The sequence below is a fragment of the Limnohabitans sp. genome (genome assembly GCF_036804465.1).
GTDB lineage: Bacteria > Pseudomonadota > Gammaproteobacteria > Burkholderiales > Burkholderiaceae_C > Limnohabitans.
On the sequence record NZ_DAIRSK010000013.1, the window covers coordinates 22,125 to 45,162 of the forward strand.

25 protein-coding genes are annotated in these 23,038 nt (G+C 53.8%); 10 read left to right on the plus strand and 15 right to left on the minus strand.

From position 1 onward, the window contains the following. Positions 1–10: 10 nt before the first annotated feature. Positions 11–460, plus strand: a complete 450-nt coding sequence (locus V7Q41_RS08475; protein WP_333845378.1) for an OsmC family protein — start codon at positions 11–13, stop codon at positions 458–460. 34 nt (positions 461–494) lie between these two features. On the opposite strand, the gene coq7 is transcribed toward V7Q41_RS08475, so the two are convergent. Continuing rightward, on the minus strand, positions 495–1,124 hold the full coding sequence (coq7, locus tag V7Q41_RS08480; RefSeq protein ID WP_333845379.1) for a 2-polyprenyl-3-methyl-6-methoxy-1,4-benzoquinone monooxygenase: 630 nt from the start codon (positions 1,122–1,124) through the stop codon (positions 495–497). Between the two features lie 258 nt (positions 1,125–1,382). Here coq7 and V7Q41_RS08485 point away from each other — a divergent pair, with 258 nt between their 5' ends. From V7Q41_RS08485 to V7Q41_RS08500, 4 genes are all read left to right on the plus strand, one after another. After that, positions 1,383–2,585: a porin gene (locus tag V7Q41_RS08485; protein ID WP_333845380.1), complete on the plus strand. Its 1,203-nt coding sequence runs from the start codon at positions 1,383–1,385 to the stop codon at positions 2,583–2,585. Between the two features lie 194 nt (positions 2,586–2,779). After that, positions 2,780–3,739 (plus strand): Bug family tripartite tricarboxylate transporter substrate binding protein, encoded by a 960-nt coding sequence (locus V7Q41_RS08490; protein ID WP_333845381.1) that lies wholly within the window; start codon positions 2,780–2,782, stop codon positions 3,737–3,739. Between the two features lie 5 nt (positions 3,740–3,744). Next, entirely contained in the window at positions 3,745–4,251 is a 507-nt protein-coding gene (locus tag V7Q41_RS08495) for a tripartite tricarboxylate transporter TctB family protein (RefSeq protein WP_333845382.1), read from the plus strand. 23 nt (positions 4,252–4,274) lie between these two features. After that, complete coding sequence (locus V7Q41_RS08500; protein ID WP_333845448.1) at positions 4,275–5,777, plus strand: tripartite tricarboxylate transporter permease; 1,503 nt, start codon at positions 4,275–4,277, stop codon at positions 5,775–5,777. An 11-nt stretch (positions 5,778–5,788) separates the two neighbouring features. Here the strand turns inward: V7Q41_RS08500 and V7Q41_RS08505 are convergent, their stop codons facing one another. Together V7Q41_RS08505 and V7Q41_RS08510 are read right to left on the minus strand one after the other, a co-directional pair. After that, a complete protein-coding gene (locus tag V7Q41_RS08505) occupies positions 5,789–6,139 on the minus strand; it encodes a helix-turn-helix domain-containing protein (RefSeq protein WP_333845383.1) in 351 nt (116 codons plus the stop codon). After that, positions 6,136–6,318: a type II toxin-antitoxin system RelE/ParE family toxin gene (locus tag V7Q41_RS08510; protein ID WP_333845384.1), complete on the minus strand. Its 183-nt coding sequence runs from the start codon at positions 6,316–6,318 to the stop codon at positions 6,136–6,138. Before V7Q41_RS08510 ends, V7Q41_RS08505 begins: the two co-directional genes overlap by 4 nt. Positions 6,319–6,386: 68 nt before the next feature. On the opposite strand from V7Q41_RS08510, the gene V7Q41_RS08515 reads away from it, so the two are divergent. Continuing rightward, entirely contained in the window at positions 6,387–7,061 is a 675-nt protein-coding gene (locus V7Q41_RS08515) for a nitroreductase (protein ID WP_333845385.1), read from the plus strand. Here the strand turns inward: V7Q41_RS08515 and V7Q41_RS08520 are convergent. The 7 genes from V7Q41_RS08520 to V7Q41_RS08550 form a co-directional block, all read right to left on the minus strand. Further along, complete coding sequence (locus V7Q41_RS08520; RefSeq protein ID WP_333845386.1) at positions 7,045–8,217, minus strand: thiolase family protein; 1,173 nt, start codon at positions 8,215–8,217, stop codon at positions 7,045–7,047. The two genes, V7Q41_RS08515 and V7Q41_RS08520, sit on opposite strands and share 17 nt — an antisense overlap. Continuing rightward, complete coding sequence (locus V7Q41_RS08525; protein WP_333845387.1) at positions 8,196–9,620, minus strand: AMP-binding protein; 1,425 nt, start codon at positions 9,618–9,620, stop codon at positions 8,196–8,198. The genes V7Q41_RS08520 and V7Q41_RS08525 overlap by 22 nt, the downstream gene beginning before the upstream one ends. Beyond that, positions 9,613–10,173 carry a biotin transporter BioY gene (locus V7Q41_RS08530; RefSeq protein ID WP_333845388.1) on the minus strand — a complete coding sequence of 187 codons (561 nt, stop codon included), beginning with the start codon at positions 10,171–10,173 and terminating at the stop codon, positions 9,613–9,615. Before V7Q41_RS08530 ends, V7Q41_RS08525 begins: the two co-directional genes overlap by 8 nt. Positions 10,174–10,194: 21 nt before the next feature. Next, on the minus strand, positions 10,195–10,788 hold the full coding sequence (locus V7Q41_RS08535; protein ID WP_333845389.1) for an energy-coupling factor transporter transmembrane component T: 594 nt from the start codon (positions 10,786–10,788) through the stop codon (positions 10,195–10,197). 3 nt (positions 10,789–10,791) lie between these two features. Further along, positions 10,792–11,529, minus strand: coding sequence for an energy-coupling factor ABC transporter ATP-binding protein (locus V7Q41_RS08540; protein WP_333845390.1), 738 nt, complete (start codon positions 11,527–11,529; stop codon positions 10,792–10,794). Between the two features lie 95 nt (positions 11,530–11,624). After that, entirely contained in the window at positions 11,625–12,353 is a 729-nt protein-coding gene (locus tag V7Q41_RS08545) for an OmpW/AlkL family protein (RefSeq protein WP_333845391.1), read from the minus strand. A gap of 96 nt (positions 12,354–12,449) precedes the next feature. Next, a complete protein-coding gene (locus V7Q41_RS08550; RefSeq protein ID WP_333845392.1) occupies positions 12,450–13,604 on the minus strand; it encodes a porin in 1,155 nt (384 codons plus the stop codon). 127 nt (positions 13,605–13,731) lie between these two features. Here V7Q41_RS08550 and V7Q41_RS08555 point away from each other — a divergent pair, with 127 nt between their 5' ends. Next, positions 13,732–15,207, plus strand: coding sequence for a hypothetical protein (locus tag V7Q41_RS08555; RefSeq protein WP_333845393.1), 1,476 nt, complete (start codon positions 13,732–13,734; stop codon positions 15,205–15,207). On the opposite strand, the gene V7Q41_RS08560 is transcribed toward V7Q41_RS08555, so the two are convergent. Together V7Q41_RS08560 and V7Q41_RS08565 are read right to left on the minus strand one after the other, a co-directional pair. After that, positions 15,208–15,654: a DUF6641 family protein gene (locus tag V7Q41_RS08560; protein ID WP_333845394.1), complete on the minus strand. Its 447-nt coding sequence runs from the start codon at positions 15,652–15,654 to the stop codon at positions 15,208–15,210. 137 nt (positions 15,655–15,791) lie between these two features. Then, positions 15,792–16,097, minus strand: a complete 306-nt coding sequence (locus V7Q41_RS08565) for a hypothetical protein (RefSeq protein WP_333845395.1) — start codon at positions 16,095–16,097, stop codon at positions 15,792–15,794. Between the two features lie 976 nt (positions 16,098–17,073). Between V7Q41_RS08565 and V7Q41_RS08570 the strand changes: the two genes are divergently transcribed. Further along, positions 17,074–17,640, plus strand: coding sequence for a tyrosine-type recombinase/integrase (locus V7Q41_RS08570; RefSeq protein WP_333845449.1), 567 nt, complete (start codon positions 17,074–17,076; stop codon positions 17,638–17,640). A 56-nt stretch (positions 17,641–17,696) separates the two neighbouring features. Here V7Q41_RS08570 and V7Q41_RS08575 read toward each other — a convergent pair whose 3' ends face one another. Further along, on the minus strand, positions 17,697–18,377 hold the full coding sequence (locus V7Q41_RS08575; RefSeq protein WP_333845396.1) for an AAA family ATPase: 681 nt from the start codon (positions 18,375–18,377) through the stop codon (positions 17,697–17,699). A 54-nt stretch (positions 18,378–18,431) separates the two neighbouring features. Then, complete coding sequence (locus V7Q41_RS08580) at positions 18,432–19,223, minus strand: hypothetical protein (protein ID WP_333845397.1); 792 nt, start codon at positions 19,221–19,223, stop codon at positions 18,432–18,434. A gap of 140 nt (positions 19,224–19,363) precedes the next feature. Between V7Q41_RS08580 and V7Q41_RS08585 the strand changes: the two genes are divergently transcribed. Next, a complete protein-coding gene (locus V7Q41_RS08585; RefSeq protein WP_333845398.1) occupies positions 19,364–20,266 on the plus strand; it encodes a hypothetical protein in 903 nt (300 codons plus the stop codon). A gap of 82 nt (positions 20,267–20,348) precedes the next feature. Here V7Q41_RS08585 and V7Q41_RS08590 read toward each other — a convergent pair whose 3' ends face one another. Beyond that, positions 20,349–21,449 carry a porin gene (locus V7Q41_RS08590; RefSeq protein WP_333845399.1) on the minus strand — a complete coding sequence of 367 codons (1,101 nt, stop codon included), beginning with the start codon at positions 21,447–21,449 and terminating at the stop codon, positions 20,349–20,351. A 321-nt stretch (positions 21,450–21,770) separates the two neighbouring features. Between V7Q41_RS08590 and V7Q41_RS08595 the strand changes: the two genes are divergently transcribed. Continuing rightward, positions 21,771–22,988 (plus strand): tyrosine-type recombinase/integrase, encoded by a 1,218-nt coding sequence (locus V7Q41_RS08595; protein WP_333845400.1) that lies wholly within the window; start codon positions 21,771–21,773, stop codon positions 22,986–22,988. Positions 22,989–23,038 lie beyond the last annotated feature (50 nt).

Consider the following 23,038-nt stretch of genomic DNA (forward strand, 5'->3'; position numbering starts at 1 on the left):
GAGAACACACATGGAATGCACCGTCAGCTGGACTGGTCACTCAGGCGCTCGCTCAGGCATGGGTTTTTTGGCAGAAACAGGCAGTGGCCATGTGGTGGTCATGGACGGCGCCCCCGATGCTGCCAAGCCTGAGAACGGCGGCCAAAACTTGGCACCCCGCCCCATGGAGCTGCTGCTGGCTGGCACAGGCGGCTGCACGGCATATGACGTGGTGCTGATTTTGAAGCGTGGCCGTCACAACGTGCAGGGCTGCAGTGTGAAGATCACCAGCGAACGCGCCACCGAAGACCCCAAGGTGTTCACCAAAATCAATATGCACTTCACCGTCACAGGGCAAGGCGTGCCTGCCAGTGCTGTAGAGCGTGCCATTGCCATGAGCCACGACAAATATTGCTCAGCCAGCTTCATGCTGGGCAAAACGGCGCAAATCACCACCAGCTTTGAGATGGTGGAGGCTTAAAACAACGGCTTTGAATGGCTTAGTTGAATAAGGCTTAGACGCGATGCGCCACCGTGGTCATCACCTTTGCCGCCACCTGCATCAGCGCTTTGAAGGGTGCAGGCAGCTCGGCAGCGCCTGCGGCCAAGGCCTCTTTGGCATGTTGCGCCTCGTCGGTTTTCATTTGCGCGACGATGGCGCGGCTGGGGCCGTCGTTGGCGGGCAGCAGGCCCAAGTGGCTGGCCAAATGCGCCTCTACTTGGCGCTCGGTCTCCACCACAAAGCCTAGGCTCATGCGGTCGCCACCCAGCTTGGCTGCCGCGTAACCGATGCCAAACGCACCCGCGTACCAAACGGGGTTGAGCCAACTGGTGCGCCCGCCAAGCTCATGCAGTCGCTGCTCGGTCCATGCCAAGTGGTCGGTTTCTTCTTTGCACGCGGCGCTCAGGTGCTGGCGCAGTGCGTCGTTCTTTGTGGCCAAAGCTTGCGCGGTGTACAGCGCTTGAGCGCACACCTCGCCCACATGGTTCACGCGCATCAGGGCCGAAGCGGAGGCTTTTTCAGCCTCAGTCAGCGGGGCTGGTGTGGGCGATTCGCCGGCCCACATGGGCGTGGGGCGGTTGGCGTGATGGCGGGCAAAAAGGGTGCGCAGAGCGCTGTCGGCGGCGGTGAGTAGGTGGTCCATAGCGGTTAAGTTTAAAGGCTGCAACGCCAGATGGCGCGGCTCTTTGTTGGCGTTTTGAGAATTGTAGAAACCAGTGTTTTCAAGGGTTTGCACGAGGTCGGTGTCAATTTTGTTGCAGGGGTACAACGCAAATGACGATTTTTTGGCAGTTGTCACGCGTCAAAGCACCCGAGTCTGGTTCAATACCTTCAACTTCCCGAAAACGGAGGTTAGCTCTGGAATCCCAGAGAACCTGTTCAAACCTTGGAGAACCTTGAAATGAAAAAAACCCTCGTTGCTATCGCAGCATTGACTGCCGTGTCAGCTTTCGCACAAGTAACCTTGACTGGTTACATGGACCGTGCTTACACCATCACCAATAGCACCCTCGACACAGCTGATGCCAAAGCCCTTTCTTCTTCTGCTGGCACCACTGGCATCGTGATTGCTGCTTCTGAAGACCTGGGCGGTGGTATGCGTGCTGGTGCCAGCATCGCCACTGACTGGGCTGAAGCTGGTGGCTTGACCCAAGACGGTAGCTCTTATGCTGTTGGCACTGCTGGTGGCAACATCCCAACAGCCAACGGTTCTTTTGGTAACGCACAATCCTTCTTGTTCATCCAAGATGCCAAGTTGGGCACCTTGCGTTTGGGCAACATCAACAATGAAGTGTTGACTGCTGTGACTGGCGTTGGCTCTCCATTCTCAACGGGTGTGGGTTCTGCCTACAGCGCAAACTTTTCTGTGCATGACGGCTACGGCTCAGGCACTTCTGGTCGCAACAACCAAGTGATCAACGCTGCAGCTTCTGCTACCAACGTTGGCGTACGCGGCATCCGCCAAGTCAACACTATCAAGTACGTGTCTCCAAAATTCATGGACGTCACTGTCTCTTATGGCTTTACCACTAAGAACGACAACGCTCCAGTCACCATCGCAGGCACTACCACAAACCCTTCAAACTCAACTCTTGGCGTGACAGACATGTCTATCCGCTACCAAGCTGGTCCAGTGGACGTGATGTACGCCACATTGAAGTACAAAGTTGGCGCTGACACAACAGCCAACGGTGGTACTTTGACTGGCACTGCTGGTTTGACAGCCAACAGCACCAACACACACTCTGTATTGGCTGCTTCTTATGCCGTGATGCCAAGCTTGAAGATCAGCGCTGCCACTGGTGGTTCTAAGGCTTCTGTTGACAGCATCGCCAACTCCAAGTTCACTCAGTACGGCATTGTTTACACCATGGGTAACTTCGACGTCATGGCTCAAATGGCCACTGTTGACAACAAGAACGCTGCAACTGCCACAGTCACTGGCGATCGCAAGATGACTGGCTTGGGCTTGAACTACAACTTCACCAAGACAGCTCGTGCTTATGTGCGTTACGACAACCTGAAGTACGCTGATGGCGCTGCCACTGCTACCCCTGGTTCTGAAGTCAAGCGTACCGCTATCGGTATCAGCAAGTCTTTCTAATCGCCGCGCTGGCTTAGCCAGTTAAGGATTTTTAAAGTCTCAAACCCCGCTGTGGCAACACAGTGGGGTTTTTTGTGGGCGGGTGTCAGGTGTTTTTTTGATGCGCGTAACTACCTACAAACCATGCCCGTGCTTGGTCCTTGGGGCCACTAAACTTTAGTCATATTTTTTGACAGCCAAAGATGGAGATATGTATGCGTCGTGATGCTTTTTTGAAGACTTGTGCGGCCTTGTTGGCTTCGGGTGCCTTGCCCATGAGCGCCCAAGCGTCGGCTAATTTGAAGATGATGATTCCCGCCAACCCCGGCGGCGGCTGGGATGCCACAGGCCGCGCGTTGGGCAAGGCTTTGCAAGATGCAGGGGCTGCCAGCACGGTGACGTTTGAAAACAAGGGCGGTGCCGCAGGCGTGATTGGCTTGTCGCAGTTTGTCAACTCGGCCAAAGGCGACGGCAATGCCTTGATGATCATGGGTGCCGTGATGGTAGGCGGCATCATCACTGGCAAATCGCCCGTGAGCTTAGACAAGGTCACGCCCTTGGCGCGTTTGACCACCGAGTACAACGTGTTTGTGTTGCCCGCCAACTCGCCGTTCAAGAGCATGAAAGACGTGATCGAGCAGCTCAAAAAAGACCCTGGCAGTGTCAAGTGGGGCGGTGGTTCACGCGGCTCCACCGAACACATTGCGGCCGCCATGTTGGCGCGCGAAGCAGGTGTGGATGCGTCCAAAATTAACTACGTGGCATTCCGTGGCGGCGGTGAGGCAGTGGCCGCTATTTTGGGCGGCAACGTGACCGTGGGCGGCAGTGGCTACAGCGAGTTTCAGCAATACATTGAAGCGGGCAAGATGACGCCGATCGCGGTGACCTCAGCTGCTCGCCTCAAGGGCTTGAACATCCCCACGCTCAAAGAGCAAGGCTTTAATGTCGAGATCGGCAACTGGCGCGGCGTCTATGGGGCACCAGACATCACACCCGCCCAGCGCAAAGCGTTGATTGAGTTGGTGGTCAAGGCGTCTCGCTCCAAATCATGGGCCGAGTCGTTGGCCAAAAACGGCTGGACCTCGGCGGTGATGACGGGTGATGAGTTTGGCGATTTTGTGGACCGCGAGTTTGCCAGTCTGCGCGCCACCATGGTCAAAGCCGGAATGATCTAAACACCATGTCTCACCCGGTTGTTTCTCGCCCCCAAGTGTGGATGGGCGTTGGCTGTGTGCTGCTGGCTCTGTGGATGATGTGGGGCGCACAGTTCATTTCTTCTGAGGCGGGCTACGGCGGTGTGGGCCCCAACTTTTTGCCTTGGGTCGTGGCCGTGGGTTTGCTGGTGTGTGGTGGTTTGCTGTTGTGGCAAGCGTTTCATGGTGGCTACCAACACATGCCCGAGCCACCCGAGGCGCCTGCTGACTGGCACGCCACGGCGTGGGTGTCTGCGGGTGTGCTGGCCAATGCTTTGTTGCTGACCACACTGGGCTTTACGTTGAGCTGTGCGCTGTGTTTTGTGCTGGCCGTGCGCGGTCTGCGCTTATCCGAAGGCAAGCCTGCAGGCGGCCTGCGTCAAACCTTGACCGACGTGGCAACAGGCCTTCTGATTGCCGCCCCCGTTTACTGGCTGTTTAGCAAGCTTTTATCAATCAATCTTCCCGGCCTGACCCAAACGGGCTGGCTCTAACTTTTCGTTAGCACCGCATCATGATGGACACCTGGGCTCAACTAATGGGCGGCTTTGCCACTGCCGCCACGCCGATGAATTTGCTCTGGGCCTTTGTGGGTTGCGCCTTGGGCACGGCCATTGGCGTGCTGCCTGGCTTGGGCCCTGCGGTCACGGTGGCCATGTTGCTGCCCATCACCTCGCAAGTCGAGCCCACGGCTTCGATGATCTTTTTTGCGGGCATTTATTACGGCGCCATGTATGGCGGCTCCACCACCTCCATCTTGCTCAACACCCCAGGCGAAACGGGCACCATGGTCACGGCGCTGGAAGGCTTCAAGATGGCCAAGAATGGCCGCGCGGGTGCCGCCTTGGCCACTGCAGCCATTGGCTCGTTTGTGGCGGGCACGATTGCCACCGTGTTGGTGACCTTGTTTGCGCCCATGGTGGCCGAGTTTGCCGTCAAGCTGGGGCCGCCTGAATATTTCTGCATGATGTTGCTGGCCTTCATCACCGTGAGTGCGGTGTTGGGCCAAAGCACGTTGCGCGGCATCACGGCCTTGCTGTTGGGGTTGGCTGCGGGTTTGATTGGCATGGACCAAATTTCTGGTCAATTGCGCTACACAGGCGGCATTCCAGAGCTGATGGACGGCATTGAAGTGGTGCTGATTGCGGTGGGCTTGTTTGCGGTGGGCGAGGTGATTTACAACGCCATGTACGAGGGGCGCAGCCAAGTGGAGATCAACCACCTCAACAGCGTGCACATGACGCGCGAAGAGTGGAAGCGCTCTTGGCCCGCGTGGTTGCGCGGCACATTCATGGGGTTTCCGTTTGGCACCATTCCCGCGGGCGGGTCAGAAATCCCCACATTCTTGAGCTATGCGACAGAAAAAAAACTGTCATCACACCCCGAAGAGTTTGGCACGGTGGGCGCCATTGAAGGCGTGGCAGGCCCCGAGGCCGCCAACAACTCTGCGGTCACGGCTACCTTGGTGCCCTTGTTGACCTTGGGCATCCCCACTTCGGTGACAGCGGCCATTTTGCTGTCGGCTTTGCAAAACTACGGCATCCAAGCGGGACCGCAGTTGTTCCAAAATTCGTCAGATCTGGTGTGGGCCCTGATCGCCTCGCTCTACATTGGCAACATCATGCTGTTGGTGCTCAATTTGCCGTTGGTGGGCTTGTGGGTCAAGCTGCTCAAAATACCCAAGCCCCAGCTGTATGCAGGTATTTTGATTTTTGCCACCGTGGGTGTGTACGGCATGCGCCAAAGCAGCTTTGACTTGCTGCTGATGTACGGCATCGGTTTGTTGGGCGTGATGATGCGCCGCTACGACTTCCCCGTCGCCCCTGTGATCGTGGGCATGATTTTGGGCCCCTTGGCCGAGGCGCAAATGCGCAATGCGTTGTCGATTGGCGAGGGCCACTGGACCATCTTCATGGACCGCCCCATGTCAGCGGTGTTGCTGGCGGTGGCGGTGGCGTGTTTGGTGGTGCCGCGTTTGTGGGCGTTCTTTAGTAAACAGCCCAAGCAGCAGAAGGTTTGAGTTTCAACCTGTCATCCAACACCTAGTCCGACAGCAGGCGCGTTGCGGCTGACTGCGATTTTTCTTACAACCGCCCGTTTGATACGCGGCTTTGAAATGCTGACTTCAGGATCCATGCCAGCTGTTGAAGCCATGTCCATGAGCATGTCCAACGAAAAAAGATGGATCTTCCCGCGGGTCAGGTCAGAGATGCGTGGTTGCGTGACTCCAAATAGATCAGCTGCGTCTTTTTGACGCAACTTGCGACTGTGGATGATCTCACTTAATTCCATCATGAGTTTTGAGCGAGCCTTCATACTTGCTGTTTCTTGCGGCGTGTCAGTGATGGCATCCCAGACGCTTGTGTAGTGCGTATTTTTCATAACTTCAGTCCTTGTCGTAGCTCCCAAACGCCTTTACCTATGGTGGGCATTGGTTTGAAGTCATCTGGCATGAGCCCATGTTGTACTTTGTCGAGTTGATAGCCTGCTTCATTTCTAGCTGAAGGTGCAAACTCCCTCAAGTCATCCAGTGAGCTGCCTTGAAAGGCAATTTTTTTCATAGCGAAATTATACAAAAAATAGATAATTCGGCATGTTTTATTCAAGTGTTTCAACAGATAATTTCTGCGTGAATGCATCAAACTTCTTGAACTATTTTTCCCAACGTCGTTCCACTCGCGCTTATTTGCCAACACCAGTGGCTGACGCCTTGTTGCACGAGGTGTTGGTGCAAGCCCGCTTAGCGCCCAGCGGTGCCAATTTGCAACCCGGGGCATTTGTGCAGGTGCGCGGTGCGGTGCGTGAGGCGCTCAGCGCTGATTTGGTGGCGGCTTGGCAACACGGCCGCACCGAGCCTGAAGACTACAGCTACTTTCCCCAACCCTTGCCCCACTCGCTGCGCCGTCGCCAAGTGGCTGCGGCGCAAGCCATGTACGGCGCCTTGGGTGTGGCGCGCGACGATCGCGCAGGCCGCGACGCGCAGTTTGCCCGTAATTTCAGATTCTTTGATGCCCCCGTGGCGCTGATCGTGACCATCGCCCACGACATGGGCAGCGGCTGCTACATGGACCTGGGCATGACCTTGTACGGCCTGATGTTGGCAGCCCAAGCCAAGGGCCTGTCGACCTGCGCCATTGGCGCCTTGGCGTCTTACCCCCATTTGATTCGCGGCCATTTGGGCTTAGATGCCTCATCACACATTGTCTGCGGCATGGCTTTGGGCTATGCCGATCCCGAGGCCCCCGTCAACCAAACGCAAACCACGCGTTGCGCGCTGGATGACTACTTCAAGGTAATCGGCTGACCACAGCCGCACTTCCCACCCCACCAGCCCCTGCCACAGCCACCAACCCATGATTTTGGGTGGCAGTGCCAAGCGACAAACCAGCCAGCACACGCACCAAGGCGATGGCGCCCGATGCGCCAATGGGGTGGCCTCTGGCCAAGCCGCCTCCCTGCAAGTTGATTTGCGTGGGTGCAAGGCCCAAGCCTTTGGCAAAGCTCAAACCCTGCACCGCAAATGCGTCGTGCAATTCGACGTGTTGGATCCGCTCCACATCGTTAATGCCTGCACTTGCCAGGGCTTGGCGCGCCGCCAACTCAGCGCACAACATGGGCCACTCTGGCGCGCCGCCCACCGACGCACTGGCCACCCATGTGGCTTTGGGCTGGCGCTTGAGGCGCGCTGCCGCTGCGTGGCTGATCAGCAGCACCAAAGCCGCGCCATCGGCCTGTGCCGAAATGGTGAGTGCACTGAGGGCAAAGGCATCGGCCTCCTGCCTTTGCAACGCGTCGGTGCGGGCCACCACGGGCATGCGCTGGGCGCGCGCAGCGTCCAACGCACGCGGGTGGGCATCATGCGTCACACCAGCCACTGCCACGATTTCTGCCGTCATGTGGTGTTGGTGCGCCACTGCTTTGTCATGGCTGTGCAGGGCATAGGCTTCTTGCTCGGCCCTGGTGTAGCCGTGCGCTGCTGCATACCGTGCGGCAGACAGCAGCATGTCGGGGTCTTGCGCTGGCGTTGGCGCAAAGGCGGGGCGCTCATAGGCCACGGGCGAATCGTTTGCATGCAAAGGCCGATGCATGCGAAGGGGCGATGTGCTCCACGCCTCCACCCCGCCTGCCACCACCACGTGGGCTTGGCCCGACGCAATCAAGGCAGCGCCCATGGCCACGGCGTCTAAGCCCGAACAACACTGCGTGTCTAGCGTGTAAGCAGCGCAATGCAAGGGCAAGCCTGCATGCAAGGCCAGCATGCGTGCGGGGTTGCCGCCTGCGCCAAGTGCATTGCCCAGCACCACCGCATCTACCGCTGCGCCATCCACGCCAGCTTGGGCAAGCAAGCCATGCAGCACAGGCGCGGCCAAGTCGTGCGGCTGCAAGGCTTTGAATGCGCCGCCACGCGGCACCACCGCACTGCGCGCCCAAGCGGCGATCAAAGGAGTGGGCGTAGGCATGAAAGGGCTTTCTCGTCGTGCAAATGCGCTTGCAGTTGTTGGGCCAAGGCGGGATGGTCGGTTTTGCCGCTGACTGTCCAAGGCCAATCGCTGCAGACAAAAAACCGCCTGGGTACTTTGTAGCTTTCTAGCTGTGCGCGGCACAGGTCTGACAAAGCGTGTGCAGACACCTCAGCGCCTTCATGGGCGGCGCACACAATGGCCACCACCTGTTGCCCCCGAAGGGCGTCGGGTACGCCCAACACCGAGGCTTGTGCCACCTCAGTGCAAGACAACAACACAGACTCCACCTCTTCTGGAAACAAGTTTTTACCTTGGGTGACCACCATGCGGTTTTCACGCCCCACCAAGCACAAATAGCCTTGTGCATCCAAGTAGCCCATGTCTCGCACCGACAGCCAATCGCCATCGCGCACGGCGGCGGTGTGGTCGCTGGCTGCGCCCACGTAGTCGGTGAACAGCATGGGGCTGCGCACAAAAATTTGTCCTGTGCCCAAAGGCGGCTGCGGCTGGCGAATGTCGATGTCGACATTGGAGAAAGGTTTGCCCACGGCGTGCGCTGGGGCAGAGGCGTCGGCATCCATCCACGCCATGAAACTGGTTTCGGAGGCGCCATAAAACTCAACCACGCGGGCGTTTGGAAACAAGGCTTGCAACGCGGGTGTGCGCTCGCGCATCCAGCGTGCGCCGCTGATCAAAATCAACCGCACGCCGTTGATGGGGGCGAGTTGGCGACGCGCTGCCATCTCGAGCACCAGCAGCAATTGGCTGGGCACGGCCACCACACACGGGGTGCGGCCTGCGCGCAAGGTGTCCATCATGCGCGGCACAGAAAACCGCTCTTGCACCACCACACCCGCGCCACTCCAAAGCCCCAGCACCATGCCAAACAAAAACAGCGAATGCGACAAGCGGCCAGGCGCCATCACACAACTGGCTGCATCAGGGCCAAAGGTGTCTAGGCACACACGCAGGCTCTCGGTCCACGAGGCATGGTGGCGGCGAAAGCCCTTGGGCAGGCCCGTGCTGCCCGAGGTAAAGCCAATGTAGAACGGGCTCGTGGGTGTGGGCGCTTGCGTGATGCTGGGTGCGGTCAAGGCGGTGCCGAGTGCGCGCTGCACGCTGTCACGCACGGTGCTGGGCCAATCGGGGTCGCTCACCGCGGCGCATCGACCCGAGTGGATGATGCCCATGAACGCCACCATTTGTTGAATGATGCTGAGCTGGTCGTCCACAAACACCGTGGCAGGTGCGTCTTGGCGGGTCAGAGCGTCTGCATGCTGCAACACGCCCGCGTGCAGCTGGGCAAAGCTCAGCTGGGTGTCACCATCCTCCATGGCCAGCGCTTGCGCACGGGTCTGGGCCCAGTGCGCGAGCGGTGCATGCACCCAGGTGTTAGCCACCCAAGCGCCAGTCAGGCAAGCCACGGGCCACCGTGTGAACCACGGTGGCGCACAAGACGCACTTGATCAAGTCGCCCGGCACAAACACCAAGGTGCCCATGACGGCTTGTTCCCACGACAGGTTGGCCATATGGACCAAACCCACCACGCCAAACACATGCACCACCAACAAACCGCCCACAGCAGACGCGATGAACGCGCTGATGGCCGCACCACGAGGTGTGGCGCGAGGCAACAAATGCATGACCATGCCCGTGACCAAGGCCCCCACAGGCCAGCCGATGAGGTAGCCACTGGCTGGCGAAAAGAACACACCCACCCCGCCGCGACCACCCGAGAGCAAAGGCAGGCCAATGGCCACAGCAGCCAAAAACAGCAACAAGGCTTGCAGCGCACGCTTGGGGCCCAACAAGCAGCCTGCCAACATGACGCCCAAGGTTTGCAAGGTGATGGGCACGCCCAAGGGCAAGTCAATTTTGGGGATCAAACCAAACACAGCAATGAGGGCTGCAAACAAAGCAACCAAAGCCATCGAGAAAGAAGAAGTGTTCATGCGAAAAAAATAAAAGCCATTTCAGCGGCGATAGCGCACATGCAATGTGTCGGCCACGCGGCGCGCAGCAATGAGCATGTGAAGGGTCAGAGGAGCCAATATTTTAAAACCACCCGCCTTGCCTGTGCGCAGGCGATGCGCATCGTCCAAGCGACGCCACACCACAAAGAAGTGTTCGGTGAAGCGCAGCATCAGGGCTACATGCATGGACAAGCGTTCGGGCTGAACGCCTACCAAGCGCAATGGCGCGAGCAGCCACTCCAACACACCCAGCAAGTCGGTGTAGCGCGTGGTGAGGGTAAGCGCCACCCCCATCAATGCGGTGCACAACAAGCGCAGCACGCTGACCGCACCCACCATGGGTTGTTGCATGTAGAGGTGAAACAGCCCTATCAACACACTGGCCCATGCCAAGCCCACCAGCAGGGGTTTGGCGCGCAGTGTGGCTCGGCCCAGTGAAGCAAACATCAGCACGCAGCAAGCGGTGCTGGCCAGCAGCACAGAGAGCGCATGGGTGACAAACACACCCGTGCCCAGCAACGCCAAAAACGCCAGCTTGACGCCAGCGGGCACGCCGTGCAGCCAAGTGGGATGGTCGCTGTACAGGCTGCCCATGGCTCAGGTCTTGTTGATGGCGTGTGCCGCGCGTGTGGCCACATCTGCCTCGTACTGGGCGCACACCTGCGCGCCTGGGCCATCGGCGCGCACGTGGCCGCGGTCTAGCCAAATGACACGTTCAAAGTGGCGCACATGGTCGAGCACATGGGTGGAAACAATGATTTGTTGCGGCGCTGCTGCCATTTCTTGGCGCAGCAAGGCCTGCCCAGGTAGGTCCAGGCTAGCAAACGGCTCATCCAGCAACAGGGTGTGATGGGCGCCAATCAGCAAGGCCAGCCAACACACATGCTGGCGCTGCCCTTGGCTGAGGCTGCCAATGGCTCGCGGCGCCCAGTCGGCCAAACCGCGTGTGGCCAACCAGGTGCGCACATGGGTTTGCGCCTCGGCGCGCGACAAACGCAGGTGGCGCAGACTCAAGGCGAGCTCTTCTTCGACGGTGGGGAAAATGATTTGCTCGTCCGAGTTTTGAAACATCATGCCCACCCAAGGCGCAGCATCCTCAGACGCAGCCGGGGGCAGATAGACATGCCCAGATTGCGGCTGGTCGAGCCCGCAAATCAAACGAAACAAACTGCTTTTGCCCGCACCGTTGTCGCCAATCAAACCGATGCGGTGCTCTGCGAATTGCAAGCTCAATGACTCAAACACCCAGGTGTTGCCGCGTTGCAAGTTGACTGCTTCGAGCGCAATGTGCGCAACCAAGCCAGGCGTGAGCGGTGTCGTGAAAAGAGTGGGCATGCGCACAAACGAGATAAATCCCGATTATAAGCGTAGCCAACCCATGCAAAAACCCCCACCACGCTCAAGCGCGATGGGGGTTCAGCGATATGCCATTAAAACCGATAGCCTACGCGCAGCACATAGTCTGTGGTGTTGAGCTTCACATCGCCCGTGCTGGTGACTGCCACACCCATACCTGGGCCCACAAAGGTGGCAGTGGTTTTGATTGGCAGATAGGCCACTGAACCAATCACGCTCCACCTGTCATCGATGTTGTAGACAACACCTGCGTTAAAGACAGGCGCCCAAGATGACTTGAAAGACGCCGACGTGGCAGCCAAGGCCTGCACCGTCGCGTCTGCAGTATTGGTTTTGATATCCGTAAACGTCACATGCGTCAGGCCCAAACCCAGATAGGGACGCCATTGATCTTTGGCTTCACCAAAGAAGTATTTGGCAATCACGGCAGGCGTCAAAATCTTTAACTTTGCAGCGGCAGGATGCGTTTTGACTGTGCCATTGGGCGTATTCAAATCCTGAGTGAACTCTGAAGGAATACCCAGCGACAGCTCGGCGCCCATGTTGTCGCTGTACATGTGCAACCAGCTGAAGGGCACCGTTGATTTGCCTGCCACACTCACAGAAGCGTCTTTCAATTGCGCGGTAAACGCTGCCGCTGAGGGGGCACTGGCACTGGTTGAAGTCACTGTGCCAAGTTGGGCATCGGGGTTGATCGAAGCCAATCCAAGGCTCACGATGTTGTCACCCGCTTTTTGCGCCAACGCACCTGAGGCAGCAACAGCCAAGGCGCAGGCAAAAGAAATCTTTGAAATTGTTTTCATTGTCGTCTCCCATTTTTAAAAATAAAAAACCCCACTGCGTTTCCACAGCGGGGTTTTAGACTTTTAAATCCTTAACTGGCTAAGCCAGCGCGGGGATTAGAAGGACTTGCTGACACCGATAGCTGTACGCTTGATCTCAGAACCAGCAGTAGCAGTAGCAGCGCCATCAGCGTACTTCAGGTTGTCATAACGCACATATGCACGTGCTGTCTTGCTGAGGTTGTAGTTCAAGCCCAAGCCAGTCATCTTACGGTCGCCAGTGACAGTAGCAGTTGCGGCGTTCTTGCCGTCAACAGTTGCCATTTGAGCCATGATGTCGATCTGACCCATGGTGTACACAACGCCGTACTGCGTGAACTTAGAGTTGGCGATGCTGGCAACAGAAGCCTTAGAACCACCAGTGGCAGCGCTGATCTTCAAGGTTGGCATCACTGCATAAGAGGCAGCCAAAACAGTGTGTGTGTTAGTGCTGTTGGCAGTCAAGCCAGCAGTTTGATCAGTCAACTTACCACCGTTAAATGTGGTGTCAGAGCCAACTTTGTATTTCAAAGAAGCGTACATCACGTCCACTGGACCAGCTGCGTAGCGGATAGACATGTCGGTCACGCCAACAGTTGAAACCGCAGAAGCTGCGCCGCTGTCGTTGCTCAAGGCTTGGCCCAAAGACACTGTGACGTTCATGATTTTTGGAGAAACGTACTTGACAGTATTGATTTGACGGATGCCGCGAACGCCACCGTTGGTAGCAGATGCTGCAGCGTTGATCACTTGGTTGTTGCGACCCGAAGTACCTGAGCCGTAACCGTCATGCACAGAAAATGCTGAGCTGTAGGCAGAACCCACACCAGTTGAGAATGCAGCGCCAATGCCTGTGGTGGCAGTCAACACTTCATTGTTGACGTTACCCAAACGCAGTGTGCCCAACTTGGCATCTTCAACGAACAAGAAGGATTGCGCGTTACCAAAAGAACCGTTGGCTGTTGGGATGTTGCCAACAGCAGTGTTTGCAGCAGCAGCGCCGTCTTGAGTCAAGCCACCAGCTTCAGCCCAGTCAGTTGCGATGCTCGCACCAACCTTCAGGCCGCCGCCGAGGTCTTCAGTAGCAACGAATAGGACACCAGTGGTACCAGCTGAAGAAGAAATGCCTTTGACATCCTTCTGATTGTCAGAGCTGTTTGTTTTTGTGTAAGCACGGTCCATGTAACCAGTGATGGAAACTGATGATTGTGCGAATGCTGACACTGCGGTCAATGCTGCGATAGCAACGAGGGTTTACGATTTTGCATTAGAAGGTACTCCTTTAAGGTGCTTAAAAGGTTCTTAATTGATTGCATCGTAGTCTTTTTTACAAAAGTTGTATGGTCTGCGGCATACAACTTTGTGGCGGTTTTCACAACATTTTGCAAACTGTTTTTCGCACTGGCACGATTGGCAAGACGATGGTGGCTGCACGGATTTCAAGCGCCAGCAAATCGCTTGGGAACAGCGTGAAATCTTTGCCCTATACGGCATACAACTTTACGCTGCGAGCATGTTCACTCAGCTTGCCAATTACAGCTCTATCGCTGCAAATGACGATAGAAACTCACGCGATCGCACCGTTCCAATACCAAGCACCATTGCAGCTGTCGCTGGTTATCCCAGCAAGCTAGTGGTTTACAAAATCTCTGCCAGTCAATATTGGCAAGTGCGCTGCTGGGTTGATGGTCGTTTTCATAGACGATCAGCAAAAACCACTTCGTTCAAATTGGCAGAGCGATTTGCACGTTGGTTTTATGAAAGCCTGCTCGCCAAGCGACATGTCTCGCAGCTTGAGCCAAGTGCTGCACTTGCCACCCAACCTGCCCGCAAGACAAATGATCCTCAAGCGCTGAGGTTTGGTGCGATTGCTTCACAGGTTTATGCCAATGAACATGCACGAATGGAGCGTGGTGAATTTGGGGCTGGCAGTTTACGAATGTTTCGCAACAGGCTAGATGCATATGTTCTCCCGCACTTTGGTGCAATGCTTCCAAGTGCGATCACGTACCAAATGCTGCAGGAGTTTGCACAAACGTTAAGCATCAAGCACACAACCACCACAGTTAGTAACTATCTAATCTGTGTTCGCAAGGTGCTTGTTCATGCTGTGCGTATTGGTGCAATAGAGCTAGCGCCTGATATCCCAAAGATAAAGGTCAAGTCTGCGTCCCGTGGTGCATTTACACCCACTGAATATTGGCAGCTACTTAGAGCTGCACGTGCGCTGCGTGGTGTGCAACATCCAGCTGGTAGGAAAGAGATGCGTAAGCGCATCAAGCAGGCATACAACGACCATCGCATGCCACCAGATATGGCTTGGGCAATTAGCATGATGGTCAATTGCTTTTTGCGACCAGGCGACTTAACCAAGCTCAAGCATCGCCATGTTGAAGTGATACGGGGCAAGAACACCTATTTGCGACTGACCCTGCCAGAAACCAAGCTGCACAGTGCGCCCATCGTCACTCTGCGACCTGCGGTTCGCATTTATGAGCAAATCCGCCAGTACAGACCTGAAGCAAAGTCCAACGATTACCTATTACTGCCAGACCTTAAAAATCGCACCCACGCACTAGCGGTACTCAGCACCATGTTTAATTGGGTGCTTGACCATACAGGGCTAAAACTTAACCCACACGGCAATCCGCGTAGCCTTTACAGCTTGCGACACAGCGCCATCACGTTTCGTCTGCTGTATGGGCAAGGCATAGACCTGATCACACTGGCACGAAATGCACGAACCAGCGTTGAGGTGATCAACAACCACTACGCAAGCACAGTTACGGGCGAACAAAATATTGCCATGCTGCAAAGTCGTCGCCCGCGAAAGTGATTACTTCTTGAACCCATCTCGCAGCTTGACACTGGCAGCTTCAATCAGCACATCAAGCTCTGCGTTTTGTGTTGCAGTAATCACTGTATCCAACACTGACACCAATTGCTTATAGTCCGTGATTTCAATTGCTGTCTTACCTTTTGCAAGTTCTAGGTTTCTACTTCCATAAAAAATGCTCAGCAGCGTTTCGTTCTTTTCACCAGTCCACCACCATGCTTTGATACGCACTGGCACTTCACGCACTGTGCGCTCTCCTGTAGCTTTATCCCGCACAGTTCGCAGACGTTTTGGTGTGTAGTTGCGACCTTCAAGCTGCGCCATGGCGAGTTCACGCTGTTCGCTCAGCTTGTTCAGTAATTTGTTGCGACGCTTGATCACGTCTGGCAACGCACGGGGTTTGCGAGCTGTGGTCAATTTAAGAGTGGCGAGTGCAGAAGTGGACATGTGCTTTTCCTTTCAGTTGTTTGATAAAGCACAGGTAATTTTGTGATCATGCTGGCGCTTGGGCGACCAGCAACCCGTCATTTAGGCGGGGCATTGAGATGTAGTGACGTGTTAAACGACAGTTCGTGAACGTCTAGCTACTGGACGTTGGGCTTCACTTGTCTTGCTGCTGTAAGTGACTTTTGGGCTTTAGCGACCTGCTGGCGCTGGCGCTCAGCACTCAATGCGTCATTGGCGCGATCTTTCGTAGCCTTCAAGCTATCAATACGTTGCTGCTCTGGAGTTTTGGGTTTGATTGTTTCCCCAAGCACGGGGCTGGCAACGATGCTGTCCCAGCCATATTGGTATTGCAGCAGCAGACGTGCATGTGTCGTGCTTTCTGCATGAACAACGGTTTTGACGATGTTGCCCTTGATGCGAACTGTGGCGTTGTAGTCTTTCATGAATTATTTAGCCAAATATCTCCATGAAAAATGCACGGTTCTTTTTGGCAGGACTAAATATATTGACGATCAAAGAAGAGGAAAACTTTGATCATCACAATCACTACTGAAACGAGCAGTGCCCTCAGTCGTTAGGCACCCTATACCTGGTCATTGTTGGTCACAGGGACGGAAATTCTGAGCAGTAGCAGAGACTTGTTGTCACTACCCGTATGGATGATGTTGAGCGTTGCGGCTCAATTGGCACAAGAATACATAAAGCACAAAAGTGATAGGTTAAACCTATGCACTACGAGCAAGTAAAGACGCTGATATCTTGCGAACGCTGAAACGGTTGGCACTTGGGCTGTTTCGTGCGTTGCGTTTCATTGCAGTTCATAAAGGGAGATAGCGAAACCGCCCCTACCTGTTAAAAGGTTGAACTCAAGTGCTGTGGTAACGAACTCATCGAAAGTCCGTGTCCATTTCTGAGCCTTATTGCTTAAGGCTCAGTGTGGGTTGAATCTATCGAATGCCCTCAATTCAATACTTGTTTCAACTTTAAGACTTTCCAAACCGAAAACTTAAAAGCAGGTGATGAGCAGATGCTGAGCGAGAGCGACAGCACAAGCGAGCTGCGCTCGCTTTATCAATGTGACATTGGGGATATTGCGTCCGCACTTGCAACCTCTCAAATCAACCCTACAAGCAACGATTTATCCCTACCTGCAGCTCTGGTAGCTGGAACGAACAAAAGACGCTGCAGCGTTGTTTTAAGCAATTGCAGGGCAAATGTCGTCTTTGTCCCACAGATTGCACGGGTAAAGGCATAAATACCTGCACCAAATAAAAGTGCGCTTTTATTTGGTGATGACGGAAGTCATTGAAATCATTGAAGATTTTTACCCTGCCATCTTCTCAGGGCAAAGGTCGCCCAAAAACACAAAAGAAAACACACTTAAAGGAACGAAATCATTAAATGCAAACAACACAAATCATGAGCCAAGCAAAAACACTCACCTCCACTGAACTTGAGCAGGTATTGAATTACATCGCAGCTCAAAGTTACTCCCAACGCAATCGCGTGATGCTGCTGACAGGACTATGGTCAGGCATGCGAGTTGGAGAAATCAGCAGTTTGACCATTAGTGATGTGATGAACCCAGATCGCTCTGTCAAAGCAGAAGTGCGATTGACAGCTGAGCAAACCAAGGGTCGCCAACCACGCACAGTGTTCCTGCCGCAGAAGCTGCGGGACGAACTCGCTGCATACATGGCGCTGCGAACAGATGCCAAGCCAGAACACCCACTTTTCGTCACAGCAGGTCGCAAACGCTTTAGTGCCAATGTGATGGCACAGCATTTTCACTACTTGTTCAAGAAGGCTGGTATTGCGGGTGCAAGTAGCCACTCCATGCGTCGCAGCTTCATCACCAACTTGGCAGCCAAGGGCATAGGCGTTCGTGTGCTAGCCAGTCTCGCAGGACATCGCTCAATCGCCGTGACCCAACGCTACATTGACGTGAATGACGAGATGAAGCGCAACGCTGTGGAGTTGATTTAGGCATAAAAAAGCCCTGCAGCAACTACAGGGCTAATCGTCCAGCAACGAGACGATGATCAGACGATTGTTAGCGAAGGTGCTGTGGCTTTCCATTTAGGAAATGTTTGCCCATTGTTAAAAAGAAATAACAACTCGTCTGCTTTCTTGAAGTATTTTCGTAAATCCATAAAGTGTTCTTCTTGCTTTAAGTAATAAAGAACCTGAGCATCTGGCAAGTTCAGCCCCTCTGCTTTAAGCACATACTGGATGCGAGGCAGAGCTGCCATGGCACTTATGCCCCCAAATTCAATCATGTCAAAGCGAGAGCGCAAAGCACGATCAATATTCATGGGATGGTTTGTGGTGATGATCGCCATCACTTCATCCTCACACGCATCCAAGGCAGCCCAGAATTTGTTAACGTTGCGCTTTGCATTGTCAAACTCGTTGAATACCAAAAAATACTTGCTACTGGTTGTCATCCGTGCCAATGCACAAGCATTGCGAAAATGATCATGCAGCTTTGGCTTTGCTAGCAGCTCATCAAAGTCTTCGCTTTCCACTAGAGCATCAGCGCCACCAATTACGTTGACCAGCAAGTGGGCCATAGTTGTCTTACCTGTTCCGTTGGGGCCGTGCAGCATTACATGGCCCTCCATCTGGGCAGCAGCGTAGGCGTTAATGCGTCGTTCTACTGCTGCGCTGGGATAAATGACCTCGCGGAGGGCGGTTGGGGCGTATTTAATTGCGGTTTTCATCTGCTTTCCTTTCTATTTAGATGACAGACAGGAGTCTGTCCCCTGTCTAACTCTTTAGCCGTTGACCACTTTGCTCGTTTGCTCATCGTTTGCAGCCGCGAGCAAATCGTTGCTTTCGCGCTGAGTCTGATCGCCCATCTCTTTATCTGCCATGGCTGTCGCTACCTGTGCTTTCGCCATACGCACCACCAATGCATTTACCAATGCTTCATTGATGTTGCTGAGTGACCCCACGACATCAGCACCTCCATTGACACATGGCTTGACCAAAAGCACTGCATAAGTGCCTGTCAACCCTTCAAGCGAGACATGAGCCAAAGGCTGCAAAGCCTTGTTCTCCAAATCACCTTTGACCACTGCAGTCGCTGCCTTTACAGCTTCTTGCTTCGCTACTGCCTCTGCTTTCTTGACCATCTTGCGCTTGATCTCCTCAATACCTCCTTGCTTCACTACCCAAGCTGCGAAGCCTTTCGCATTGATTTCGTGCGATACAGCAGCAGCTAACACATAGCCGTAGCCTTGGGCACGCTTACGATCAGCGTTGAACACATAGCGTGTCAGCATGGTCAGCGTTGTAGAGGTCTTCACCACACGAACCTTGGCCGCTGTCAAACGCTCAATCAACTGGCGACGTAGTGCTTTTTTATCATCCTCGCTGCCCTTAACAAAGCGGACATTAAACACCTCCAAACAATCAGCCAACAAGGCATACAAACCTTCATTTGCCTTTTTGTAGTCCGTTGCTTCCCATTGCTCGCGACGAGCAGACAGAACGTCCAGTTGCTGGACGATGGAGTCAGCGAATACCAAGTTTTCTGCGGTCAGGGTTTTTACTTTCTTGCTCATGGGGTTCTCCTTTAAGTGAGCTATCAACCTAGCTTTCAGGCACTTTGCTTTGTGTTTGCTTTGTCGATAACGAATAGTCTCATCGTTATCAGTTATCATGCCTTTAAGCACATTTATGTGATAACACTAAAAATATCCATATGAATCAACAAGATGAAGAGCTGCGCTTCAAAGGCATGCGGCGGTTTCGCTACAAAAACCGCGATGACTTGCTTAAAGATGCGAAACGTGGACCGCACTTTTGGTGGTGGTCTTATTTGCGTATCAGCAAGGATTACTGGTGGGCGTGCCAACGCAAAGGCTTGGTGGATGACCCCCGTTTACGCTCTATGCATAGAGACTTTGGCGATGTGTATTCCATGACGTTTGACCAGTGGTGGAACAAGCGTGGCATTGGGCTGTTTTATGAGCAAATGGCAATGGCTGAAGTACGAGCGCTAGATAAACACAAGCTGGAGTTAACTCGTGGCAGCAAAGAGCATCTGCTACTGGAAATTCCGCTGCATCTCACTGAAAAAACTATCATTAGCCAAGTTCGCAAACACCTGCGTCAGCATCCAGAGCGACTGGTAGAGCGCATCAGTCATGCTGAGCGCAAGTTAGCAAAATTGATTGGTATCAGGCAGGATGTGATTGAAGTGGCCTATCAAGTTTGGCAGCTGCACTTTGAGCATCACGACTCCAGTAAGACTTATGCGATTGGCGAAACTCAAGGAAGCAAAAGTCTGTATCAAATAGGCAAGGAGTTGCGCCTTGTCAAATCCTGCATGCCCGCAGCCACTGACGATGCGAAGAAAGCGGCAATGCGTGTGAACGGAATGAAAGTGGCTGTGTCGCGAATGTTGGCGAGAGCAAATAATCTTGCGGTGAATGCAGCAGTGGGTGTGTTTCCTTCAGTTCAAGCGCCAGCAGAACCAATTTCATGGAAACGTATTCCTCAACAACGCATGGATGAAGCCATTGCTAAAGGCCTATGGCGACCGTTATTTAATGAGAACGAAGTGCTGAACGTCCAGCAACTGGACGATGACCTGCTGATTTAAAACGCCCACAAAAAACCCCGCTGCGTTTCCACAGCGGGGTTTTAGACTTTTAAATCCTTAACTGGCTAAGCCAGCGGGGGGATTAGAAAGAACGGCTGACACCGATAGCAGTACGCTTGATGCTGTCGCCATTAACAGCAGTTGCTGCGCCGTCGTTCAACTTCAGGTTGTCGTAACGCACATAAGCGCGAGTTGTCTTGCTCAAGTTGTAGTTCACGCCCAAGCCAGTCATCTTACGGTCGTAAGCTGTGGTGTTCTTGTCATCAACTTTGGCAGTCTGAGCCATGATGTCGAATGCACCCATGGTGTATGTAACGCCAAACTGTGTGCTGGAAGAGTTAGCGATTGCAGTGTCAGAGGCTTTGGACTTGCCAGAACCAGCATGCAACTTCAAAGTTGGCAACACTGCGTAAGAAGCACCAAGCATGGTGTGGGTGTTGTTAGAGCCAACAACCAAAGAACCTTGAGCAGGAGCAGTGGCGAAGGTACCAACTTCGTACTTGATAGAAGCGTACATCACGTCCACTGGACCTGCTTGGTAGCGGATAGACATTTCAGTTACACCAGCTGTGTCGCCAGTACCAGTAGAGTTCTTAGGTGCAAAGCCGTAAGCAACCGTTACATCCATGACTTTTGGCGAGATGTACTTGATGGTGTTGGCTTGGCGGATACCACGTGAACCAGCTTTGGTTGCACCCAAACCATCTTCGAACACCAAGCCACCGTTGCCAGATTTACCTGTGCCGTAGCCGTTATGCACAGACCATGAAGAGCTGTAAGCAGAACCAATGCCAGTTGAGAAAGCAGGAGATGCAACACCAGTTGTAGCAGTCAAGATTTCATTGTTAATCGAGCCCATGCGCAATGTACCGATTTTTGCATTGATCACTTCAATGAAGCTTTGGCTGTTAGCAAAAGTACCGGCTTGTGCTGCAGTAACTGCAGAGCCGTCTTGGGTCATACCACCTAGGTCAGACCAGTCGGTGTTCACAGAGAAACCAACTTTCAAGCCGCCACCGAGGTCTTCAACGCCTTTGATACCAACTGTTGTAGTGCCAGCTGAAGAAGCCAGACCTTTGGTCTTGCCAATTGCTGGGTCAGAGTTTTTTACCGTTGTGTAGCCACGGTCAAAATAGCCATCCAGAGTCACAGAAGATTGTGCGAAAGCTGACACGGCAGTCAATGCTGCGATAGCAACGAGGGTTTTCTGACTTTAAAGCCGCATGAATCCGCTAAGTGGTTGATATAAATGAATATTATTTTGTCAAGGACGTCATGGAATAACCCTATACACTTATGCACTATGCACACAAGGTGTCTGGAATTTCGGTGTGTTCCAAAAGGTGTTCTGAACTAATTAAATAGTATTGGTCCTCATAACTTCATCCAACTTAGTCATGGGGCATGGATATTGGCAATTCGCAGACTTCCTTTCACTGATCAATCATCAAACGACCCTTCCTTTCATCTCCCCCGTGTCCGTAATGCGCCTATCAAGGCAAGCATGACATCGGTAGAGGGCCTGCCCGATAAGCTCAAAATTTATCGAATTTCTGGCAGCAAATATTGGCAGATGCGTTTGTACAACTTAGGCCGCTACACCATTCAGAGTTTGAAGACGACTGATTTGGAAGAGGCCAAGGGTTTGGCTGTCGAAATTTTCAATGACTTGGTCGCGTCGGGTGCTTATGTGTCTCAAGCGCAAGTCAAGTTGATGTCAGAGGCTTGCAACCATCGGCTGCTGCATGACGCCATACAGGAGGTGCTGACGGCTGAGCTGGACAAGGTCAGCCGTGACGAAATCAAGCAGGCCTCTTATGTGATGACCAAGATCCGCTTGGAAGGTTTGATTTTTGATTTCTTTAAAACGCACGCCTTAAACAAAATCAATGCCGATGTGTTCGCTGAATTCATTCGTTTTTTGACACACAAAAAATTGTCTGCTTCAACCATCCAAGGCTATGTCGCGCAAACGCGCAAGTTGCTCACGCTGCTTTGCCGCAAAAAAATCATCCCTGTCGTGCCGACGTTTCCGCCCTTGAAGTCGCAGCCGCATCCCCGAGGTGCCTTCACCCTCACAGAATACAAAGCCATTTTGCGCAAATCCAAGCAGTTGCGCGCAGTCACATTCACCGACTGGGGCCCGCGCAACAAAGCCTGGATCAGGCGTGAATACCACCAAATGCCTCAAGAGATGAACTGGCTCATTCGCTTCATGGTCTATACCTTTGTGCGGCCTGGCGATATTCGGCAGATTAAGAACAAGCACATTGAAGTGATTCGAGGTGCCTACCATTACCTCAGGTTGAATTTGCCTGAAGTCAAACGCCATAGCGCAGCCACCGTCAGTCTGTCACCCGCGGTGTTTGTGTATGAAAAATTGCTGGCTTACCAAACAGCGCGTGGCTATGGGGCGCCCGATGACTATGTGTTTTTCCCCGAAGAGCGCAACCGCCGTTTGGTGTTGGACATCACGGGTTGGGCCTTCAATTGGATTTTGAAGGACCTGGGCATCAAAGTGGGGCCGCATGGCGCAGACCGCAGCTTGTATAGCTTGCGGCACACCAGCATCACCTTCAGGTTGATTTATGGCGGCAGCATTGATTTGCTGACGTTGGCTAGAAACGCCAGAACCTCGGTGGAGATGATTGATAAGTTTTATGCCAGCACCTTGTCGGCTGAGATGAACATTGCCTTGCTGCTGGGCAAAAGGGCTAAGTGATTTCCCGATAGAAACATTCTCTAGAATGCAAATTTTGTTTTCCATCACAA